This window comes from Nocardiopsis sp. iso_40 (assembly GCF_056173285.1).
In genome coordinates, this window is the sequence record NZ_CM149666.1 from 5,545,036 (window position 1) to 5,562,045 (window position 17,010).

The following is a 17,010-nucleotide window of genomic DNA, read 5'->3' on the forward strand; positions in this document are numbered from 1 at the left end:
GGTCAGGGACGGGGACGGGCCCGGGCGGTGGTCACCAGTTCGCGGGCCGGTAATCCTTGAGGAAGCAGCCGTGCAGGTCCTCGCCGAGTTCCCCGCGGACGATGGGGTCGTACACGCGGGCCGCGCCGTCCTCCAGGTCCAGGGGCGCGTGGAAACCCGCCTCGGCCATCCGCTCCCGGTCCGGGTGCGGCCGCTCGTCGGTGATCCATCCGGTGTCCACACTGGTCATGAGGATGCCGTCGGTTTCCAGCATCTCCTGTGCGCTGGTCCGGGTGAGCATGTTCAGCGAGGCCTTGGCCATGTTGGTGTGCGGGTGGCCCGGTCCCTTGTAGCCGCGGCCGAACACGCCCTCCATCGCGGACACGTTGACGATGTACTTGCGCCGGGCCGAGGAGGCGGCCATCGCCGGGCGCAGCCGGTCGACCAGTAGGAAGGGCGCGCTCACGTTGCACAGCTGCACCTCCAGCATCTCCACCGGGTCGATCCCGCCGATCCGCTGGGTCCAACTGTTGACCGGGGCCAGGTCCGGCACCAGCCCGCCCGCGTCGATCGCCCCTCCCTCGCGGACCCGGTCCGGATGCGCGGCGCCGGTGGTCAGCGCCAGTGAGGTGAGCATCTCGGGGGTCAGGGTGTGCGGCGCGGCCTCGGCGACCTCCGCCTCCGCGGCGCCCGCCAGCTCACGGGGCCGGACCCCGCCGAGCACCAGCGGTTCGGGCAGCCCCTGGCCGGTGACCGGTTCGGCCTCGGCCGCGAGCAGCGGGGCGTAGGAGCCCGGTGAGCGGCGGACGGTCTGTGCGGCGTTGTTGACCAGGACGTCCAGCGGTCCCTGCTCGGCCACCGAGTCGGCCAACCGCACCACCTGGCCGGGGTCGCGCAGGTCGAGGCCGACCACCCTCAGCCGGTGCATCCACCGGTCGCTGTCGGGCATCGCGGCGAACCGGCGCACGGCGTCGTTGGGGAAGCGCGTGGTGATCGTGGTGTGGGCGCCGTCGCGCAGGAGCCGCAACGCGATGTACATGCCGATCTTGGCGCGGCCGCCGGTGAGCAGGGCCCGCCGCCCGGTCAGGTCGGTCCGGGCGCCGCGGCGCTGCCGGTTGAAGGCGGCGCACCCCGGACAGAGCTGGTGGTAGAAGGCGTCGACCTCCTGGTACTTCTGCTTGCAGACGTAGCAGGGCCGGGCCTTGCGCAGGACCCCGGCGAGCCGCCTGCCCTCGTCGGCGCCGTCCGCGTCGGCGGGGCCCGTGTCGGCGAGACCCTGGTCGTCGGTACCGCTCCCGGCGCCGTCGCCGTCCTCGCCGTCGGCCAGGGCACGGCTGGTCAGGGCGCGGCCGTTGGTCTCGTCGTCGATCCGGTCCGGCGCGGCCGTGGCCGTGGCGGCGAACACGGCCTCGTCATGGGCCCTGCGGGCGGCCTGGCGCTCCTTGCGCCGGCGCTCCTTGAGCGCTTTGAAGAGTCGGGCGGTGGCCCGCTGGAGGGTTTTGGAGTCGTCGTGGTCGCCGGGCAGCGCCTCCGCCTCGGCCAGTACCTCCAGGCACACCCGAAGTCTGTCCGGGTCGATCCCGTCGACTGTCGTCCGCGTCACCGTTTCCGTCACCACTGCACCCCGCCGCTGTCTCCGATGGCCACCCTGCCGGGCCATCAGGAACCCTATGCGCACTCCGGGACCGGACGGTCTGGGCGTCTTTTCTCCCGTTCGGGGCACGACGGACCCCGGGACGGGCCACCATGGGAGGGAACAGAGTCGATACGTGTGCACCAGGTGCCACGGGTAGGGGGAGTTCCGTGACCCAGCAGACATCCGCCCCGGCCGGGAACGGGCGCGGAACCGGACGCGAGTTCGTGGTCCTGTTGGACGAGGAACACGAACCGGTGGGGGTCGCCGACAAGGCCACCGTGCATACCGAGGACACCCCGTTGCACCTGGCCTTCTCCTGCTACGTCGTGGGCCCGGACGGCCGTGTGCTGCTCACCCGGCGCGCCCTGGGCAAGACCACCTGGCCCGGGGTGTGGACCAACAGCTGCTGCGGCCACCCCTCCCCGGAGGAGACCATGACCGAGGCGGTGCGCCGCCGGGTCCGCCAGGAGTTGGGGATCGGTCTGACCGAGGTCGCCGAGGCCCTGCCGGACTTCCGCTACCGGGCGGTGTCGGCGGAGGGGATCGTGGAGAACGAGTTCTGCCCGGTCTTCTGGGCCCGGACCGAGGACGCCCCCGACCCCGACCCCGGGGAGATCGCGGAGTTCGCCTGGGCCGCCTGGCCGGACGTGGTGGCGCTCGCCGAGCGGACCCCCTGGCTGATCAGCCCGTGGGCGGCCGAGCAGGTCCCCCGGCTGGCCGCGGCCCGGCCCCCGGCGGTGTGAGCGCGGGCGGCCCGAACGGGTAGGAACACTCCACCCCCAGGAGTTTGGAGTGCAGCCGATGCCCCCTCGTCCCGCCCGTCCCGCGGCCCTGGTCTTCGACGTCCTCGACACCCTCTTCCCGCTCGGTCCGCTGGAGTGGCGTTTCCGGGAGGCGGGCGTACCCCGGGTGCTGATGGCCCGGTGGCGCGACCACCTGTTGCGGGACACCTTCGCGCTGGCCCTGCTGGACGGGGAGCGCGCCTTCGAGGAGGTTGCCCGGGGGTCGCTGCGGGACATCACCGGGAACCAGATCGCCCCCGCGGCGGAGGACGTCGTCATCGACGGCCTCACCCGCCTCGAACCGCGCCGTGAGGCCGCAACCGCCCTGGCCGCGGCACGCGGGCGGGGGATCCGGACCGCGGTGCTCGGACACGGCGACGGCGGGGACACCCGCCTGCTGTTGGAGCGTTCCGGGCTCCCGGTGGAGACGGTCGTGGGCGGGGACGGTCTCGGGGCGCGGAGGCCGTCCCGGGAGCCCTATCTGGCAGCGGCCCGCGCCCTGGACGTGTCTCCGGATCGGCTGGGACTGGTCACCGCGCACGGGTGGGACGCGGCCGGCGGCAGGAGGGCGGGCCTGGTCACCGGTTGGTCGGCGCACCTGGAGGGGCGTTTCCCCTCGGTCTTCGAGCGCCCCGACGCCGAGGGCCGGGATCTGGCCGAGACGGTCGAGCTACTGCTCGCACTGCCAGAACGGGGAGGACGGGAGTCGGGAGGAGGCCGCGCCGCAGGCGTCCGTTGAGGGTGGCGGCGGGCGACGTGGGAAAGGGACCGCGCCGCAGGCGTCCGTTAAGGGCGAAGGGCGACGTGGGAAAGGGACCGCGCCGCAGGCGTCCGTTGAGGGTGGTGGCGGGCGACGGGTGGGCGGCCCTCACCCCTCCCAGGTGCGGTCGTATTCGGGGTGGCCCCGGTAGACGGCGGCCAGGTACTTGACCGCGAGCCGCCAGGCCAGCAGTTCGGACCAGGGGTCCCCCTCGGCCTTCGCCGCCTGGGGAGAGGTGTCGAGGATGCGCATGCTCGCGCTGTGCGCCTCGGTGTAACCCCGGACGATCCTGCGTTTGGCCGACACCTCGGCCAGTGCGCGCTCCCGACCGCGTGAGCCCACCGGCACGGCCTTGGAAGCGCGTTCGTCCTCGTCCAAACGTGCGTTCAGGAACTCCACGATGGTCAACGGACAACTCCTCTTCTCTCCCCCCAATGCCCTACACGAGGTTCAGTATCTGCCATATAGCCCTCTCGGACCACCCGGAGACCCACGCTGATCCGAGCGGACACGGCAGCGTGGTCCCGGGTCCCACCCGGGGCACACCAAGCCCCGCGAGGAGCTCTAGGCACAGCCCTCGAACTGCGGGACGCTCCGGACCACCTCCAGGTCGGTCTCGCCGAACCACTCCTCCAGCAGGCCGACCGCGGTCCCGTCCTGGTACATCTCGCTGATCGCCTTGTTGACCGCCTCGCAGGCCGCGACGTCGCCGTACGGCAGACCCACGCCGTACTTCTCGTCGGTGAACGGGTCGTTCACGAACCGGAACGCGTCAGGGTCCTCGGCCAGGAACCCGGCGAGGATCAGGTTGTCCGTGGACACCGCGTCCACCGAACCCTCTCTCAGCCGTTCGACGCAGGCGCTGTAGGTCTCCGCCTCCTGGAGCTCGCGGACCTCGATGCCGAGGCCCTCGGTGATGCGGGTGGCCGAGTTGGAGCCCGCCCCCTGGCAGACGCTGCGGCCCTCCAGGTCGCGGACCCCCTCCACCCCGGTCTCGTCCGCGCGCACCAGGATGTCCTGCTTGGCCACGTAGTACGGGCCGCCGAAGGTCACCTCGGTCCTGCGCGCCGGGGTGATGGAGTAGGTCGCCACCACCATGTCGACCTCTCCGCTGATCAGCTTCTCCTCGCGTTCCGCGGAGGTGACGCCCACCATCCGCACGTCGTCGATCCCCATGTGCCCGGCGATGTAGGTCGCGACGTCCACGTCGAACCCGACCAGCTCGCCGTCCACGTCCAGCCCCAGCCCCGGCTGGTCCTCCTTGACCCCGACCGTCAGCGAGGCCGCGCCGACCAGGGACCCCTCCCCCTCCGCGGAGCAGGCGGGCAGCGCCATCACCGCCACGGCGCCCAGGGCTGCCGCGGCCGTGCCACGGCGGTGTCGAAACCACATCGGCCTGTTCCTTGTCTCTCGGGGTCAGCGGTACTCGGCGAGCCGGGGGCGGACCCCGACCACCACCAGTGCGAGCAGGACGAGGGAGCCGAGCGGCAGCCCCCAGGACCACCGGGACAGGACGGCGTCGCCCCGCCCGATGCCCGCGGTGAACTCCTCCCGGTGGAGGTCGATCAGCCCGTCCAGGGCGTCCGTGTAGGCGGTGAACACTCCGTCGTCTGCGTGGGCTACCCCCATCCGGATGTCGATCGCGGCCGCCGTGTCCCCCCGCTCGGCGGCGGCGCGCATCCGCTGGTCCTCCTCCTGGAGCGCGCTGTAGGCGGTGAGGACCTCGGCCAGGGCGTCCTCCTGGCCCGGCAGCAGGGAGTCCTGGGCGCTCTGCCCGAGGTATCCCAGCGTGCCCGGGTCCAGGGGGTCGGTGCCGTCCGGGCCCGGCAGGTCCGGGTAGGCGTCCGGGATCTCACCGATCGCCTCGTAGTAGTCCGTCAGCGTGCTGGCCGGGCGGAACAGCACCTGTTGGGCGCGCTCCAGGTAGACCTGCTGGTAGTTGTCGGCGAAGTCGTCGTCCAGGAGGTAACGGCTCTGGTCCGCCTGCATGTCGGTGGCGATGGCCCCGGCCCGGGCCAGTGCCATCGCGGCGTCCAGCCCCTCGTCCCTGGCACCGCTCTGGTGGGCGCCGCTGCTGTTCAGCGCCAGGACGACGCCGAGGGTCAGCGCCACGGTCCCGGCCGTGGCGGCCAGCAGCGGGGCGTTGAACCGGCGGCGGAACCGCACCCGCAGGTAGAGCTGCAGCCCGATGAGGGCGGCCGCGGCCCCCGCGCCCGCCACGCCGACCCACACGAGTCCGAGCGCCACCGAGGACCGCCCCGCCTCGTGGTTGGCGCGCACTATCGCGGAGGAGTCGAGCCCCAGGTTGAACGCCTTGGGCAGCAGTTCGGTGTGCATCAGCCGGGTGGCCTCCCGGTACACCTCCAGGGCCCGCGGGTCCACCTCCCCCGGCGGGGCCTGGGCCTCGTCGTTGAGCAGGCGCGCCTCGCCGACCTTCTGGTCGTAGGTGCCCATCCCGTCCAGAACCGCCTGGACGTTGAACTCCTCGACGGTGTCGCCCTCGGTCAGCGAGGCGGCCTGGAGCAGGGCCTCGTTGGCCCTGGCCCGACTGGCGTCGTACTGCGCCAGGGCCTCGTCCCGCCCCGACCCCAGGTCGTGGTCGGTGCCCATGAGGAGGACGTCCGCGACGACGGCGTCCATCTCGGCCAGTGCCAGGTACAGCTCGGTGGTGGCCATGGCCTGCGGTCCCGCGTCCCGGCCCAGGACGGTGAGCCCGTCCCGGGCCTGGTTGAGCGTGACCGTCGCGGATCCGGACAGGCCGGCGATGACCAGCAGGCACAGGAGCGTCAGAGCCCGCAGCCGGGCGGGCGTGGTCCGTATCGCCCCGCGCAGGCGCGGTCCCCAGGAGCGGAGCCGTGCCGGAGAGGGGTCCGGCTCCGCTCGCCCGGCCGCCGGATCGGAGTTGGAGGGCATCAACGGGGTTCACCCCTTCTGGAGGATGATGACGGTCCATGCGCCGACGTAGATGCGGTCACTGTCATTCAGGGGAACCTCCACGTGGCGGGCGATGGGGTCGGCGGTCCCGTTGACCGTGGTTCCGTTGGTCGACCCGGGGTCGACCAACGACCAGGTGTCGCCCGGGCGGGCCAGCAGGACGGCGTGGACGTGGGAGATCGCCGGGTCCCCTCCCGGGCCGCCCAGGTCGATCTCCGGGGTGAACCCCCTGGACCTGCTCCGGCGCCCGATGTGCACCCGGTCGCCCTGGAGGGCCACCCGACGCTGCCGGGCCCCTGCGGGGAAGCTGATCCGGTTCGGGTCGAGCATCCCCCGGTCCACCATGTACTGGTAGTACGCGGGGTCCGCCGCGACGACCGCGCGCCAGCGCACACCGGTCGGCGCGCTGCCGGGCGCGGAGGTCCGGCGCTGGTGGCTGCCCGACCGGGAGGCGAAGTCGTAGCCGCACTCCTCGCAGAACCGGCCGGCCCGGGAGGTACCGCACTCCGGGCACGGGCCGCCCCGGGTCGCCGGTCCCGGCCGGGAGGGGACAGGGGGCGGGGCGGACAGCGCCCGGAGGCGCAGCCCGCAGACGTCGCAGAGGTCGGTAGCCGTGGAGTGGTGCCCTGAAGGGCAACTCGGCATGGGTCCCTCCTACCCGGGTCCGGGGGTACCGCCGGTTCCCGGAGAGCACTGGCGGGGGCGGGTCCGCGCGGTCCGGGTCGGGTCGGTGTCGGGGGTCCCCCCGTCGGCCTTGTCGGCGCCGGGCTCGAGGTGGATGGTCCCGGTGACCGCGGCGAAGCGGAGCCCGGGTGCGGCCGTCCGGTCAGACCCGTTCGGCACGGGTACCCCCTCCTCCGGCGGGTACCGGCACGAGGACGACGGTGATGTTGTCCTTGCCGCCCGCTCCGAGGGCGAGGCTGACGTAGGTTCGGGACGCCTCGCGGGGTGCGCCCGCCGCTCCCGGCACGGCTTCGGTCAGGTCCTGCGCCTCGGGGTAGTAGTTCCAGAGGCCGTCGCTGCAGAGCAGGACGGCGCCCGGGCCGGTGGGGGTGACGGTCGAGATGTGCGCGTCGATCTCGCCCGAGTCCGCTCCCATCCAGGCGATGAGCGCGTGGGCGTTGGCGGAGCGCATCGCCTCCTCCCGGGAGAGGGCGCCCATCTGCACCATCGCCTCGCTCCAGGAGTCGTCCCTGGTGAGCAGGGCAGAGGCGCTGGACGCCGCTCCTCCGGAGATCCAGTAGGCGCGGCTGTCCCCGACCCAGCCGACGGTGACGGCGCCCGTCGCCGGGTCCACCACGGCCGACACGAAGGTGCAGGCCGGAGCGGAACCGGGTGAGTCGGCGATCGCGGCGACCGCCTCGGCGGCACGGATCATCGCCGTCCCGGTCGCCTCGCGCGGATCGGCGCCCTGGCGCATCCGTTCGGCGAGCACGGTGGCGCCCGTCTCGGCGGTGATCCGGGACGCCTCGTCGGAACGGGGGGAGCTGGACACCCCGTCGCAGACGACGGCCACGACGGTCCCCCCGGCCCGGGGCGCGTCGTCCTCGATGACCCGGATGGCCATGGCGTCCTCGTTGCGTTTGTGCCGAAGACCGCGGTCGCTGACCCCGAAGGCACGCCGGGCGCGCACCTCGACGTGGTCCCGGCCGGTCGGCTGGAGGAAACCGCACTCGCCGCAGTACCCGTCCACCACCCGGCCCGGGCACCACACGCACAGGTCGGGGTTGTCCACCGCCACGGGATTGCTGCCGGCGCAGGGCGGCGGCCAGTCGGGGACCGCCTTCGGCGCCGCGACCTCCTGCGCGCCGTCGTCCGTGTCATCGCCGACGGCGGTGCACCCGGCCTCCGCGGGCCCGACGGCACCGAGCAGACTGACCTGGGGCGCGGTCGGTGAGCCTTCGGCGGGTGCCAGGCCGGGCCGCTGGACCACCATCGTCTCCGCCTCCGGGGACGCGCCGGAGGCCTCCGGGGACGTGTCCGGCACCTCCGGGCCCGCCCCGGACAGGCTCGGCTGGGGCGCGGTGGGCACCTGGTCGGGCCCGCCTCCCCCCGCTGCCCCGGGCCGGTTCCGGTCCGGGAGGGTCCGGCCGCAGCCCTCGCAGAAGGAGTCGCCCGCTGACACCATTCCGGCGCAGGCAGGGCAGGTCCGTACCTTTGTCATCGCCGTTCCTTCGATCCTCACAGCAGCGTCACGGGGCGTAGGGAGTTCGCCCTGTCGATGAGTTCGTAGCGTTCCGGGGTCCGGCTGGCGCGTTGGGCCAGGGACCGGTAGCGCCGCTCCAGGTTGGCGCGGACGCCCTCCTCGGTGAGCTCGCCGCCGAGGAGGCGCTGGCCTCCGGGGGGCGCGCCGCCAGAGCGGAGCCACCCCAGGGCGGCTTCCAGGACCCGGGCGGCCAGCCGGTCGGCGGACTCGCTGTCCAGTCCGATCCGGCCGAGCCGTTCACCGGCGCGCACGTAGTCCGAGCCGTCGCCGGAACCGCTGGCGAGCACGGAGATCAGCGCGGTCTGGGCGTGGACGTACAGGCTGGACAGCTCGGGGACGGTGTCCAGGACCCTGATGGCCGAGGTCCGGTCCCCCTGCGCCAGCCGGATACGGGCCAGGCCGAAGGCCGCGCTGACGTAGGAGTGGTCGGTGGACCAGACCGTGGCGTACTGGCGGGCGGCGGTCTCCAGTTCCCCGAGGTGCTCGCAGGCCAGGGCCAGGCCGAGCTTGGGTGCCGCCTCTCCGGGGAGGTGGCTGTAGAGCTCGTCGAAGTGGTTCCTGGCCCCGTGGAGGCTGCCCGTGGTCAGTTCGGCGACGGCGAGGTACCACATGGTCCGCCAGTCGCCGGGGACGGTCGAGCTGAACTGCTGGAGGACGTTCAGGGCCTCGCCCGGACGTCCGGCCGCGATCAGGGCCCGGGAGAGCATCAGCAGGGTCTCGGGGGTGGGCGCGCGGGCCGCGCGCAGGGCCGGGACGAGTTCGGCCGGGGGCATACCCGCGAAGCTGCGCAGGAGTTGCGCGGCCGGATCGGCCGGGTCGATGAGCGGCGCGGGGAGCAGCTCCGCGGCCCCGGTGGCGGACGGCGGGCCGAGCATGTGGTCGGTGTCGTGCGCCCCGGTGCCGGAACCGCTGGTGAAGCTCTCCGCCCCGAAAAGCGCGGAGGCCGCCGGGTGCGGGGCGCCCTCCACGTCGGAGAGGACCTCGCGGAGCACGCCGGTGAGCTGGTCGGCCATGTCCCCGGCGTCGTGGAAGCGCGCCTCGGGTTCGCGGTGGGTGGCGCGGCGCAGAAAGCGGTCGTAGGACTCGTACCGCTGGAGCAGGGGCACCTCGTCTCGGGGCGGGATGCTGTGCGGATGCCTGCGCGTGAAGCTGAAGTGGAAGCTGAGCACGGCCAGGAAGCGTCCCACCGAGTAGAGGTCGGCGCTCACGGTGGGGCCCGGGCTGCGGAGTTCGTCCTCGGGGACCCGGTAGCCGGGTGTGGTGTAGACGGGGCTGAGGGTGTCGTCCATGCGCCGGACTCCGCCCAGGTCGATGAGCTTGATCAACTCCTCGCTCTGGAGGACGTTGTCCGGTTTGAAGTCGCAGTAGAGCAGGCCCCTGGAGTGGAGGTAGCCGAGGGCGCGCAGACACTCCAGCCCGTAGGCGATCACCTGGGCCAGGGGGAGGACCTCCTCCCCGTTTCCCCGCTCCCGCCGTTCGACGAGGAGTTCCCGCAGGGACTTGCCGCCCACGTACTCCATGACGATGTGTCCGCCGGGGATGCCGGTGCGCGGGTCGGGGTGCTGGGAGAAGTTGATGATCTTGACGATGTTGGGGTGCTCGACCTCGGAGAGGAACGCGCGCTCCGCCGCGGCCGCCTTGTGCGCCTCGGCGTCACCGGCGTTGAGCAGGCCCTTGAGGACCACCCAGCGGTCGTTGACGTTACGGTCCCTGGCCAGGTAGATCCAGCCCAGTCCGCCGTGGGCCAGGCAGCCGAGGACCTCGTACTGTCCGCCGACCATGTCGCCCCTGACCAGTTTGGGGGTGAAGGAGAACTGGGTTCCGCAGTGGCGGCAGAACCCCTCGGTGCGGCCCGGCCGGCCGTCCCGGCTGCGTCCCACCCTCTCGCCGCAGTTTCCGCAGAAACGGTTCTTCTCCGACACGACCGGGTCGGTCATGACCGCCTCGGAGGGGTCCTTCGCCGGCACCAGGGGGATCTGGACCAGGCCCAGGCCCAGCATGCCGCGTCTGGAGCCGCGGCCGGGGCCGCCCGGTCCGCTGACCGTGCCGCCGGTCGTCCCGGAGACGGTGCCCGGGCCGGAACGTCCGGAGATACGGATGTCGCCCGAGCTGATCGGGTGGGACTGCGCGGACGGGGCGTTGCCCGCGGAGCCCCGGGTGAGGGGGCCGGAGGTCGGCGGTCGGGGGGCCGGGAAGCGTGCGGTCGCGGGGGCGGGGCCGCACACGGAACAGGAACCGTCCTCGATCCGGCCCCGGCAGCCAGGGGAAGTGCACTTGGTCATCTGCTCACACCACCATCAGTCTCGCCGTCTGACGCTCCGTTTCCGGGTGTGGTTCTGTCCCCCGGGTGTCCGGTTCCGGAAAGTTCCCGGATCGTCCGCTGGTAGGCGGTCAGCGCCACGGTGGCCGCTCGCAGGTCACAGGGGGCGTTCCACAGTTCCCAGTGCGCCTGTCGGTGGAGTTCGCTCAGCCGCGTGTGTTCGGCCAGTCCGAGGCGGACCGCCCGAGCCCGGAAGGCGTCCAGGCGGCCGCGGAGCTCGGCCCGGCGGCGGAGCAGTCCCGAGAGGTTCCGCTCCCGTTCGCGCGCGTCGTCGCCGGCCTGGTGGACGGCGCGCTGCAGCCGCCCCAGCCGGGCGCCCAGTCCGCGCCAGTCCCCCCGGGCGCGCAGGGCGTCCATCTCCACCACCGCGGCGCGCAGCCCCGGCACGGGGTCGGGGACGTCCACGGCCGGGGGTGAGGAGATCTTCGCGACCACCCGGGTACGCAGGTCGCGGGCCCGGCCGACGGCCTGTTCGACGTCGTCGACGGCCGACACGAGGCGCTGGATGTTCTCCGTGTAGGAGTCGCGCATGCGCAGGGCGTCGCGGAGTTCGCCCCTGCTCTGGTCGAGAAGGGCCCGGAGGCGGTCCAGGGAGGAGGTGTCCACCCGGCTGTCGGTGACCAGGCGGAGGGGGTCGCGGCGGACGGTCTCGCCCTCCCGCACCAGTTGTTCGCGGAGCTCCTCGTGCTCATCCGGGTCCAGTTCGACCATGTCGGAGAGGGTGCCGATCTCCTGCCACATGGTTTCGAGCTCCCCGAGCCTGGGGTGGAGGGTGTCCCAGGCGGTCTCCACCGCCGAGACGACCTCGGTGACCGCCTCGTAGTCGGCGGTCATCCGGGCGACGGCCTCGGCCGGGGTGATGCGTTCGGTGTCGGGGCCGGTCGGCCCGCGTTCGTGCGGGGGCCGCTCCGCCGGGGGCAGGACGACGGACTCGTCCGTCAGCAGGAACGTGAGGTCGGGCAGGGGGTCTTCCCCGCCGTTCTCCCGGATCCCGAGAGCCCGGTCGACCACGGCCCGGAAGGCGTCGTACACCTTCCACAGGCTGTGGACGCGCGCCCGGGCCCCCTCCCAGCGGTCCCGGGTCCCGCCGGCCAGGTCGGCGTCCCCGAGCAGGCGGTAGCCCACGTGCCGGTCCAGGGCCGCGAGCCTGAACGAGATGTCGTCGGCCTCCCCGCACACGCGGTTGAGCGCGTGGTCGACCCCCTCCCAGCTCATCGGCGGAACACCTGCCCCGGACGCCCTCGTCACCTGCCGAACCACCCCCGCGGGCCGATCCGGCCCTCGCTCTCCCGTTGCCTAGGACAAGAGTCTGGCCGCGCACACCCCGAACTACAAGGGAGAGGCGGGTTTTGCGGCGACCAACGGCCACCAACGGCCACCAACGGCCACAACCGCAACACACACGTCATCTCCGGCATCCCGATCACTGGGTACTACAGCACCATGGACGAAGCAGAGGAAGAGTTCCCCGGTATCGGCGCCCCGGCCCGCCGGGCCCTGGTCCGCGCCGGATACACGCGCCTGGAACAACTGGACGGGGTGAGCGAGAGCGACCTGATGACCCTGAGCGGGATGGGGCCCACCGGGACCGACATCCTGAGCGACCTCCTGGCCGCCCGGGGCATGTCACTGGAGGCTTAGGACGTGTTCCAGGAGGAACCGGGCGCGCTCGGCGACCGGTGCCCGGGGCAGGAGGACGAGTTCGTACCCGCAGGCCGGGTAGGCCTCGCACATCGCCTCGAAGGTCCGTTCGGCCTCCTCCTGCGACTGGTGGCGTTCGGTGTCCCCGGTGAAGATCTCCGGCCAGGGCGGGGCCGCGAAGGCCGTGCGGTGGTAACGGAAACGCCGGGACGCCTCCCACACGTGCTCGGGGACCGGTAGGCCGCGCAGCATCAGGTAGCCGACCGTGTCCGGCACCCCGCGGTCGCAGACCACGAGCCCGTCGTGTCCGGCCGCCTCCCGGTGCGAGCGCATGTCCCAGGCGAGCATGAGCTCGGCGAACAGGGCGTCGTCCCGCCAGGCCAGACCCCGGCCGCCGATCCGGCGCTGGTCGCGGATGACCGCCCGCCCCGCCTCGGCCGTGCTCCCGTACCCGAGTCCGGACAGGTGGTCGACCAGTGTCGTCTTGCCTGATCCCGGGCCTCCGGTGACGGCGACGAGATGGTTCACGGTGTTCCTCCGTACGTTGTCGGGCGGCTCGGTCGGGCAGGGTGCGGCTGGTGGTTCCGGGAGCGGCCAAGCACGGCGGTGCGCCGTACCCGAAGGGGGCACGGCGCACCGCGGTGGCGGGAGGGGTACCCGGAGGGTCAGGCGGTGGACCCGGTGGCCTCGGCCTCGATGAGGTCGGCCGCGTAGGAGGCGCCGCCGTCCCGGAGCCGGGCGCTGATCCGGGCCAGCCGCTCGGCCACGTCCGGGGCCGAGGCCAGTTCGAGCAGGGCAGCGCGCAGCGTCTCGGCCGTGGCGTCCCCGGTGTCGATCCGGCGGGCCACCCCGGCCTCCTGGAGGCGGTCGGCGTTGTCGAACTGGTCGACCGCCTGCGGCACCGCGATCATCGGTGTGGCCGTGTACAGGCCCTCGCTGGAGCCCCCCATCCCCGCGTGGGTGACGAAGGCGTCCGCCTGCCGGAGGATGTCCAGCTGCGGCACCCAGGAGTGCACCTCGACGTTGGCCGGGACGTCCCCCAGTTCGTCGCTGTCCACGTACTTGCCGACCTGGAGCACCACGTGCCAGCCGGGCAGGTCACCGAAGGCCCTCAGGCACTCCCGGTAGAACCCGGGCAGATTGGTGTAGGCCGACCCGAGGGAGACCAGGAGGACGTGCTCCGCGTCGGCGGGCCTGGTCCAGGTGCCCTGGTCCGCTCGCTGACCGAGACAGGGGCCCACGAACGTGACCGCGTCGGAGACGGTGTCGGCGTACGGCTGCATCTCACGCGGGATCATCGCCAGGGCCCGGTCCGGCGCCCCGGCGAAGTTCGAGTGGTCCAGGTCCGTGATCCCGTTCTCGGCCAGCCAGGCGTCGAACTTGGCGTGGTGCTCGGCCGCACCGGGCTGCCCGCGCAACCACTCCATGACGGTGTCCACGTAGTCCGCCCAGGCCACGTAGGTCGGGGAGAGCTGGATGGACGGGATACCCCAGTTGATTCCCAGGACCCGGGCTGAGTAGCCGCCGATGTCGTACAGGAACACGTCGGGGCGGTCGTCGTCGTAGGAGTCGCGCAGGACCGGCAGGGAGTTGATCGCGTCGTCGAGGAAGATGTCCATCCCCTCGATCGGGTCGTCGGCCCACTCCTCGTCCCCGGTGGGCAGGGTGGTCGTGAAGCGGACGAGTTCGGCGCCGGTCGAGGCGATCAGCTCTCCGACACGGTCCACGGGGTCGTTGGCGTAGGTGACGCGGTGGCCGCGGTCGACCAGTTCCCGGATGATCTCCAGGCTGGGCAGGACGTGGCTCACGGCGGGGACGCCGACCATGGCGATGTGCAGGCGACGGGTCATGTGATCTCTCCAGGGGCTGTCTACAGGTAGGGCTGACGGGCGCCTGTCCCCGGGGGACGGCGCGGGGCGTCGGGGACGCCGTGTGCCTAGCTGTAGATCAGGGCCTGGAAGTACATGCCCCTAAGCTAACCGGACAGCCGCCGTTCGTTCAACGCCTTTTTCGTCCGGCGGACCCTCTGGAAGGAAGAGGACGGTGTCCGTTTCCCCTGTCGCTCTCGTCATCTCGATCCGGGTCCTGCCCGGTCGGCGTGAGGCGTTCCTCTCCGGCATCTCCCGCAACGCGTCCCGCGCGCTACGGGACGAACCCGGCTGCCTGCGCTTCGACGTCGTCGGCGACCCCGAGGACTCCGACGCGTTCTGGGTGTACGAGGTGTTCGCGGACGATGAGGCTCTGGCCGCGCACCGCCTGACCCCGCACTTCCTGGCCTGGCAGGAGGAGAAGGCCGCACTGGTCGTTCCGGGAAGCCAGGTCGACCGGCGCGGCCCGCTCCTGCTCAGCGAGGGCTGACGCCCCGGCCCGGGGTGTCCCGGGCCCCGTGCCTAGGGGGTGTCCGTGCCCTCCCGCGGGTCCTTGGGGGCCCGGTGCCGTCCGCTCCCGGGCGTCGCGGTTCCGTCGTCCCCGGTCCCGCGCCCCTCCCCGGTACCGCTCTGGTCGCCCCGGAAACCGTGGGTGTAGCCGTCGGCGTACCCCTCGTCGAAGGCGCTCACCCCGCGGGTGCCGCCCTCCTCGCCCGGTTCACCGGTGTCGAGGAGGTCGCCTCCCCCGGCACCGGCGGCCCCGGTCCCCGCGGCGCTTTCCCCGCCGGCGTCCGGGGCCCCGGCTGCCGGGCCGTGCCCCTCCAGCGGTGCGATGTGGTCGGCGGCGCCGCGCAGCCGGAAGCCCGCGACCGCCATGACCACACCGAACACGATCGCGTAGATCCCGACGACCAGAACGATGGCCTCCGCCCCCGCCAGCGGCCAGAACCACAGGAGGAGACCGAAGATGATCGAGAGCGCTCCGACGAAGATCAGCAGCCACTCGGAGCTGATCTGGGCGCGCAGCCGGACGGCGGTGACGATCTCGGCGACCCCGGTGACGACGGCCCACGCGCCGATCAGGAAGACGAGCGCGATGACCGCGGCCATCGGCCAGATCAGGGCGAGCAGTCCCAGGATGATCCCGAGGCCGGCCTGGAGGGCCAGGGACGTCCTGGCCCCCGGGGCCGCCCGGTAGGCCGTGAAGGCGAGTGCGACCCCGTCCACCAGCGCGAAGGCACCGAAGACCACCGCCAGGGCGACCGTGGTCATGCCCGGCCAGACGAGGGCCAGCAGTCCGAAGAGCACGGCGGCCACACCCCGCAGGACCACGACCCACCAGTTTCGGCTCAGTTCTCCGAGCATGTCACCGGCCAACACGTACCGGACCATGACCAGGCCCCCTTCCTCGTGCGGTCCCGCCCCTGTGCGGGGTCGCTCTCTGCAACTTCTCTCAACGTCGCACACCGATGACAGAAAGTACGCAAAGCGCGGGGAAAGGGAGGTTCTGCACCCGGTACGAACCCCGGACACGCGACCGCCCGCCCCGTCGGTGACGCGGGCGGGCGGTCGGGATACTCCGGGAGGGGTCAGCCCTGGCCGGGGTAGCGGCGCTCGGGAGAGCCGATGTAGTGCTGGCGCGGGCGCGCGATCCGGAAGGCCGGGTCGACGCGCTGCTCGCGGTAGTGGGCGACCCAGCCGGGCAGGCGGCCGATGGCGAACAACACGGTGAACATGTTGGACGGGAAGCCCATGGTGCGGTAGATGACGCCGGTGTAGAAGTCGACGTTCGGGTAGAGCTTGCGCTCGGTGAAGTACGAGTCCTGCAGCGCGGCGGCCTCGAGCTTGAGAGCGAGCGAGAAGAGCTCGTCGGGGTTCTCGTGCCGGTCGAGGATCTGGCTGGCCAGAACCTTGATCTCCTTGCTGCGCGGGTCGAAGTTCTTGTAGACCCGGTGGCCGAAGCCCATGAGGCGCATCTCGCGCGCCTTGACCTTCTCCAGGAAGTCCTCGATGGAGATACCGGAGTCGCGGATCTCCTCCAGCATCTCCAGGACGGCCTGGTTGGCGCCGCCGTGGGACGGGCCGGACAGGGCGTTGATGCCGGAGGCGACGCTGGCGTAGATGTCGGCCTTGGAGGAACCGACCACGCGCACGGTGGCGGTGGAGCAGTTCAGCTCGTGGTCGGCGTGCAGGACCAGCAGCATGCCGACGGCCTTGTTGAACAGGTCGCCGAGCTCACCGGTGGGAGCCTTGTCTCCGAAGGTCATCCGGATGAAGTTGTCGACGTAGTCGAGCGAGGTGTCCGGGTCGATCGGGGACTCACCGATGGAGTTGCGGTAGATGCGGGCCGCGATCGTCGGCAGCTTGGCCATCAGCCGGATCGTGGCGAGCTCCACCTGGCCCTCGTCGTCCGGGTCCACGCTGTCGTCGTAGTACGCGGCGAGGGTGTTCACGGCGCTGGCCATCAGTGCCATGGGGTGGCCGTTGCGGGGCATCGCGTCGATGAACGCGCCCATGTCGGCCGGGATGTCGGAGTTGTCGCGGAGCTTGTCCGAGAACTCCTTGAGCTGGCCGGGCTCCGGCAGCTCACCGTAGATCACGAGGTAGGCAACCTCGAGGAAGGTGCTGTTCACCGCGAGGTCCTCGATCGGGTACCCGCGGTAGCGCAGGATCCCGGCGGCCCCGTCAATGTAGGTGATCTCCGAGCTACACGAGGCGGTGTTGCCGAACCCGGGGTCCAGGGTCGTCATACCGGTCGACCCCAGCAGGGTCTTCAGCTCGATGGTGCTCTCACCCTCGGTACCGGTGAAAACCGGCAGCTTCAGCACGCCGCCCTCGTAGTGGAGCTCCACCGTGCGCTCTTTGTCATCGCTCATGCCCGAGG

Annotated in this window: 17 protein-coding genes; 4 read left to right on the forward strand and 13 right to left on the reverse strand. The window is 72.2% G+C overall.

Annotation, left to right across the window (positions count from 1 at the left end; genetic code table 11):
• Nucleotides 1–31 precede the first annotated feature (31 nt).
• A complete protein-coding gene (locus AC0VYD_RS24180) occupies nucleotides 32–1,594 on the reverse strand; it encodes an SDR family NAD(P)-dependent oxidoreductase (RefSeq protein ID WP_475477616.1) in 1,563 nt (520 codons plus the stop codon).
• A 188-nt stretch (nucleotides 1,595–1,782) separates the two neighbouring features.
• Between AC0VYD_RS24180 and idi the strand changes: the two genes are divergently transcribed.
• Both idi and AC0VYD_RS24190 read left to right on the forward strand, forming a co-directional pair.
• Nucleotides 1,783–2,358, forward strand: coding sequence for an isopentenyl-diphosphate Delta-isomerase (gene idi, locus AC0VYD_RS24185; RefSeq protein ID WP_475477617.1), 576 nt, complete (start codon nucleotides 1,783–1,785; stop codon nucleotides 2,356–2,358).
• A gap of 58 nt (nucleotides 2,359–2,416) precedes the next feature.
• The gene (locus AC0VYD_RS24190) at nucleotides 2,417–3,136 is read left to right on the forward strand and encodes an HAD family hydrolase (RefSeq protein ID WP_475477618.1); all 720 of its coding nucleotides are present in this window, start codon (nucleotides 2,417–2,419) and stop codon (nucleotides 3,134–3,136) included.
• Between the two features lie 129 nt (nucleotides 3,137–3,265).
• Here the strand turns inward: AC0VYD_RS24190 and AC0VYD_RS24195 are convergent, their stop codons facing one another.
• The 8 genes from AC0VYD_RS24195 to AC0VYD_RS24230 all read right to left on the reverse strand — a co-directional run bounded on the left by AC0VYD_RS24195 (nucleotide 3,266) and on the right by AC0VYD_RS24230 (nucleotide 11,832).
• A complete protein-coding gene (locus tag AC0VYD_RS24195) occupies nucleotides 3,266–3,565 on the reverse strand; it encodes a DUF6221 family protein (protein WP_475477619.1) in 300 nt (99 codons plus the stop codon).
• A 156-nt stretch (nucleotides 3,566–3,721) separates the two neighbouring features.
• A complete protein-coding gene (locus AC0VYD_RS24200; RefSeq protein ID WP_475477620.1) occupies nucleotides 3,722–4,549 on the reverse strand; it encodes a glutamate ABC transporter substrate-binding protein in 828 nt (275 codons plus the stop codon).
• 24 nt (nucleotides 4,550–4,573) lie between these two features.
• Nucleotides 4,574–6,070: a hypothetical protein gene (locus tag AC0VYD_RS24205; RefSeq protein WP_475477621.1), complete on the reverse strand. Its 1,497-nt coding sequence runs from the start codon at nucleotides 6,068–6,070 to the stop codon at nucleotides 4,574–4,576.
• Between the two features lie 9 nt (nucleotides 6,071–6,079).
• Nucleotides 6,080–6,736 carry an FHA domain-containing protein gene (locus AC0VYD_RS24210; RefSeq protein ID WP_475477622.1) on the reverse strand — a complete coding sequence of 219 codons (657 nt, stop codon included), beginning with the start codon at nucleotides 6,734–6,736 and terminating at the stop codon, nucleotides 6,080–6,082.
• Between the two features lie 9 nt (nucleotides 6,737–6,745).
• Complete coding sequence (locus AC0VYD_RS24215; protein WP_475477623.1) at nucleotides 6,746–6,934, reverse strand: hypothetical protein; 189 nt, start codon at nucleotides 6,932–6,934, stop codon at nucleotides 6,746–6,748.
• Nucleotides 6,918–8,255 carry a PP2C family protein-serine/threonine phosphatase gene (locus AC0VYD_RS24220; protein WP_475477624.1) on the reverse strand — a complete coding sequence of 446 codons (1,338 nt, stop codon included), beginning with the start codon at nucleotides 8,253–8,255 and terminating at the stop codon, nucleotides 6,918–6,920. Before AC0VYD_RS24220 ends, AC0VYD_RS24215 begins: the two co-directional genes overlap by 17 nt.
• Nucleotides 8,256–8,272: 17 nt before the next feature.
• Complete coding sequence (locus tag AC0VYD_RS24225) at nucleotides 8,273–10,579, reverse strand: serine/threonine-protein kinase (protein ID WP_475477625.1); 2,307 nt, start codon at nucleotides 10,577–10,579, stop codon at nucleotides 8,273–8,275.
• Entirely contained in the window at nucleotides 10,576–11,832 is a 1,257-nt protein-coding gene (locus AC0VYD_RS24230) for a hypothetical protein (RefSeq protein WP_475477626.1), read from the reverse strand. Before AC0VYD_RS24230 ends, AC0VYD_RS24225 begins: the two co-directional genes overlap by 4 nt.
• A 228-nt stretch (nucleotides 11,833–12,060) precedes the next feature.
• Between AC0VYD_RS24230 and AC0VYD_RS24235 the strand changes: the two genes are divergently transcribed.
• Entirely contained in the window at nucleotides 12,061–12,258 is a 198-nt protein-coding gene (locus AC0VYD_RS24235; protein WP_475477627.1) for a helix-hairpin-helix domain-containing protein, read from the forward strand.
• Here the strand turns inward: AC0VYD_RS24235 and AC0VYD_RS24240 are convergent.
• Nucleotides 12,244–12,786: an AAA family ATPase gene (locus AC0VYD_RS24240; protein WP_475477628.1), complete on the reverse strand. Its 543-nt coding sequence runs from the start codon at nucleotides 12,784–12,786 to the stop codon at nucleotides 12,244–12,246. The genes AC0VYD_RS24235 and AC0VYD_RS24240 overlap by 15 nt on opposite strands.
• A 137-nt stretch (nucleotides 12,787–12,923) precedes the next feature.
• Entirely contained in the window at nucleotides 12,924–14,108 is a 1,185-nt protein-coding gene (locus tag AC0VYD_RS24245; protein ID WP_475477629.1) for a macrolide family glycosyltransferase, read from the reverse strand.
• A 193-nt stretch (nucleotides 14,109–14,301) separates the two neighbouring features.
• Between AC0VYD_RS24245 and AC0VYD_RS24250 the strand changes: the two genes are divergently transcribed.
• Complete coding sequence (locus AC0VYD_RS24250; protein WP_475477630.1) at nucleotides 14,302–14,616, forward strand: putative quinol monooxygenase; 315 nt, start codon at nucleotides 14,302–14,304, stop codon at nucleotides 14,614–14,616.
• 32 nt (nucleotides 14,617–14,648) lie between these two features.
• Here the strand turns inward: AC0VYD_RS24250 and AC0VYD_RS24255 are convergent, their stop codons facing one another.
• On the reverse strand, nucleotides 14,649–15,518 hold the full coding sequence (locus tag AC0VYD_RS24255; protein WP_475477631.1) for an HdeD family acid-resistance protein: 870 nt from the start codon (nucleotides 15,516–15,518) through the stop codon (nucleotides 14,649–14,651).
• Nucleotides 15,519–15,715: 197 nt separating this feature from the next.
• A complete protein-coding gene (locus AC0VYD_RS24260; protein WP_475477632.1) occupies nucleotides 15,716–17,002 on the reverse strand; it encodes a citrate synthase in 1,287 nt (428 codons plus the stop codon).
• Between the last annotated feature and the right edge of the window lie 8 nt (nucleotides 17,003–17,010).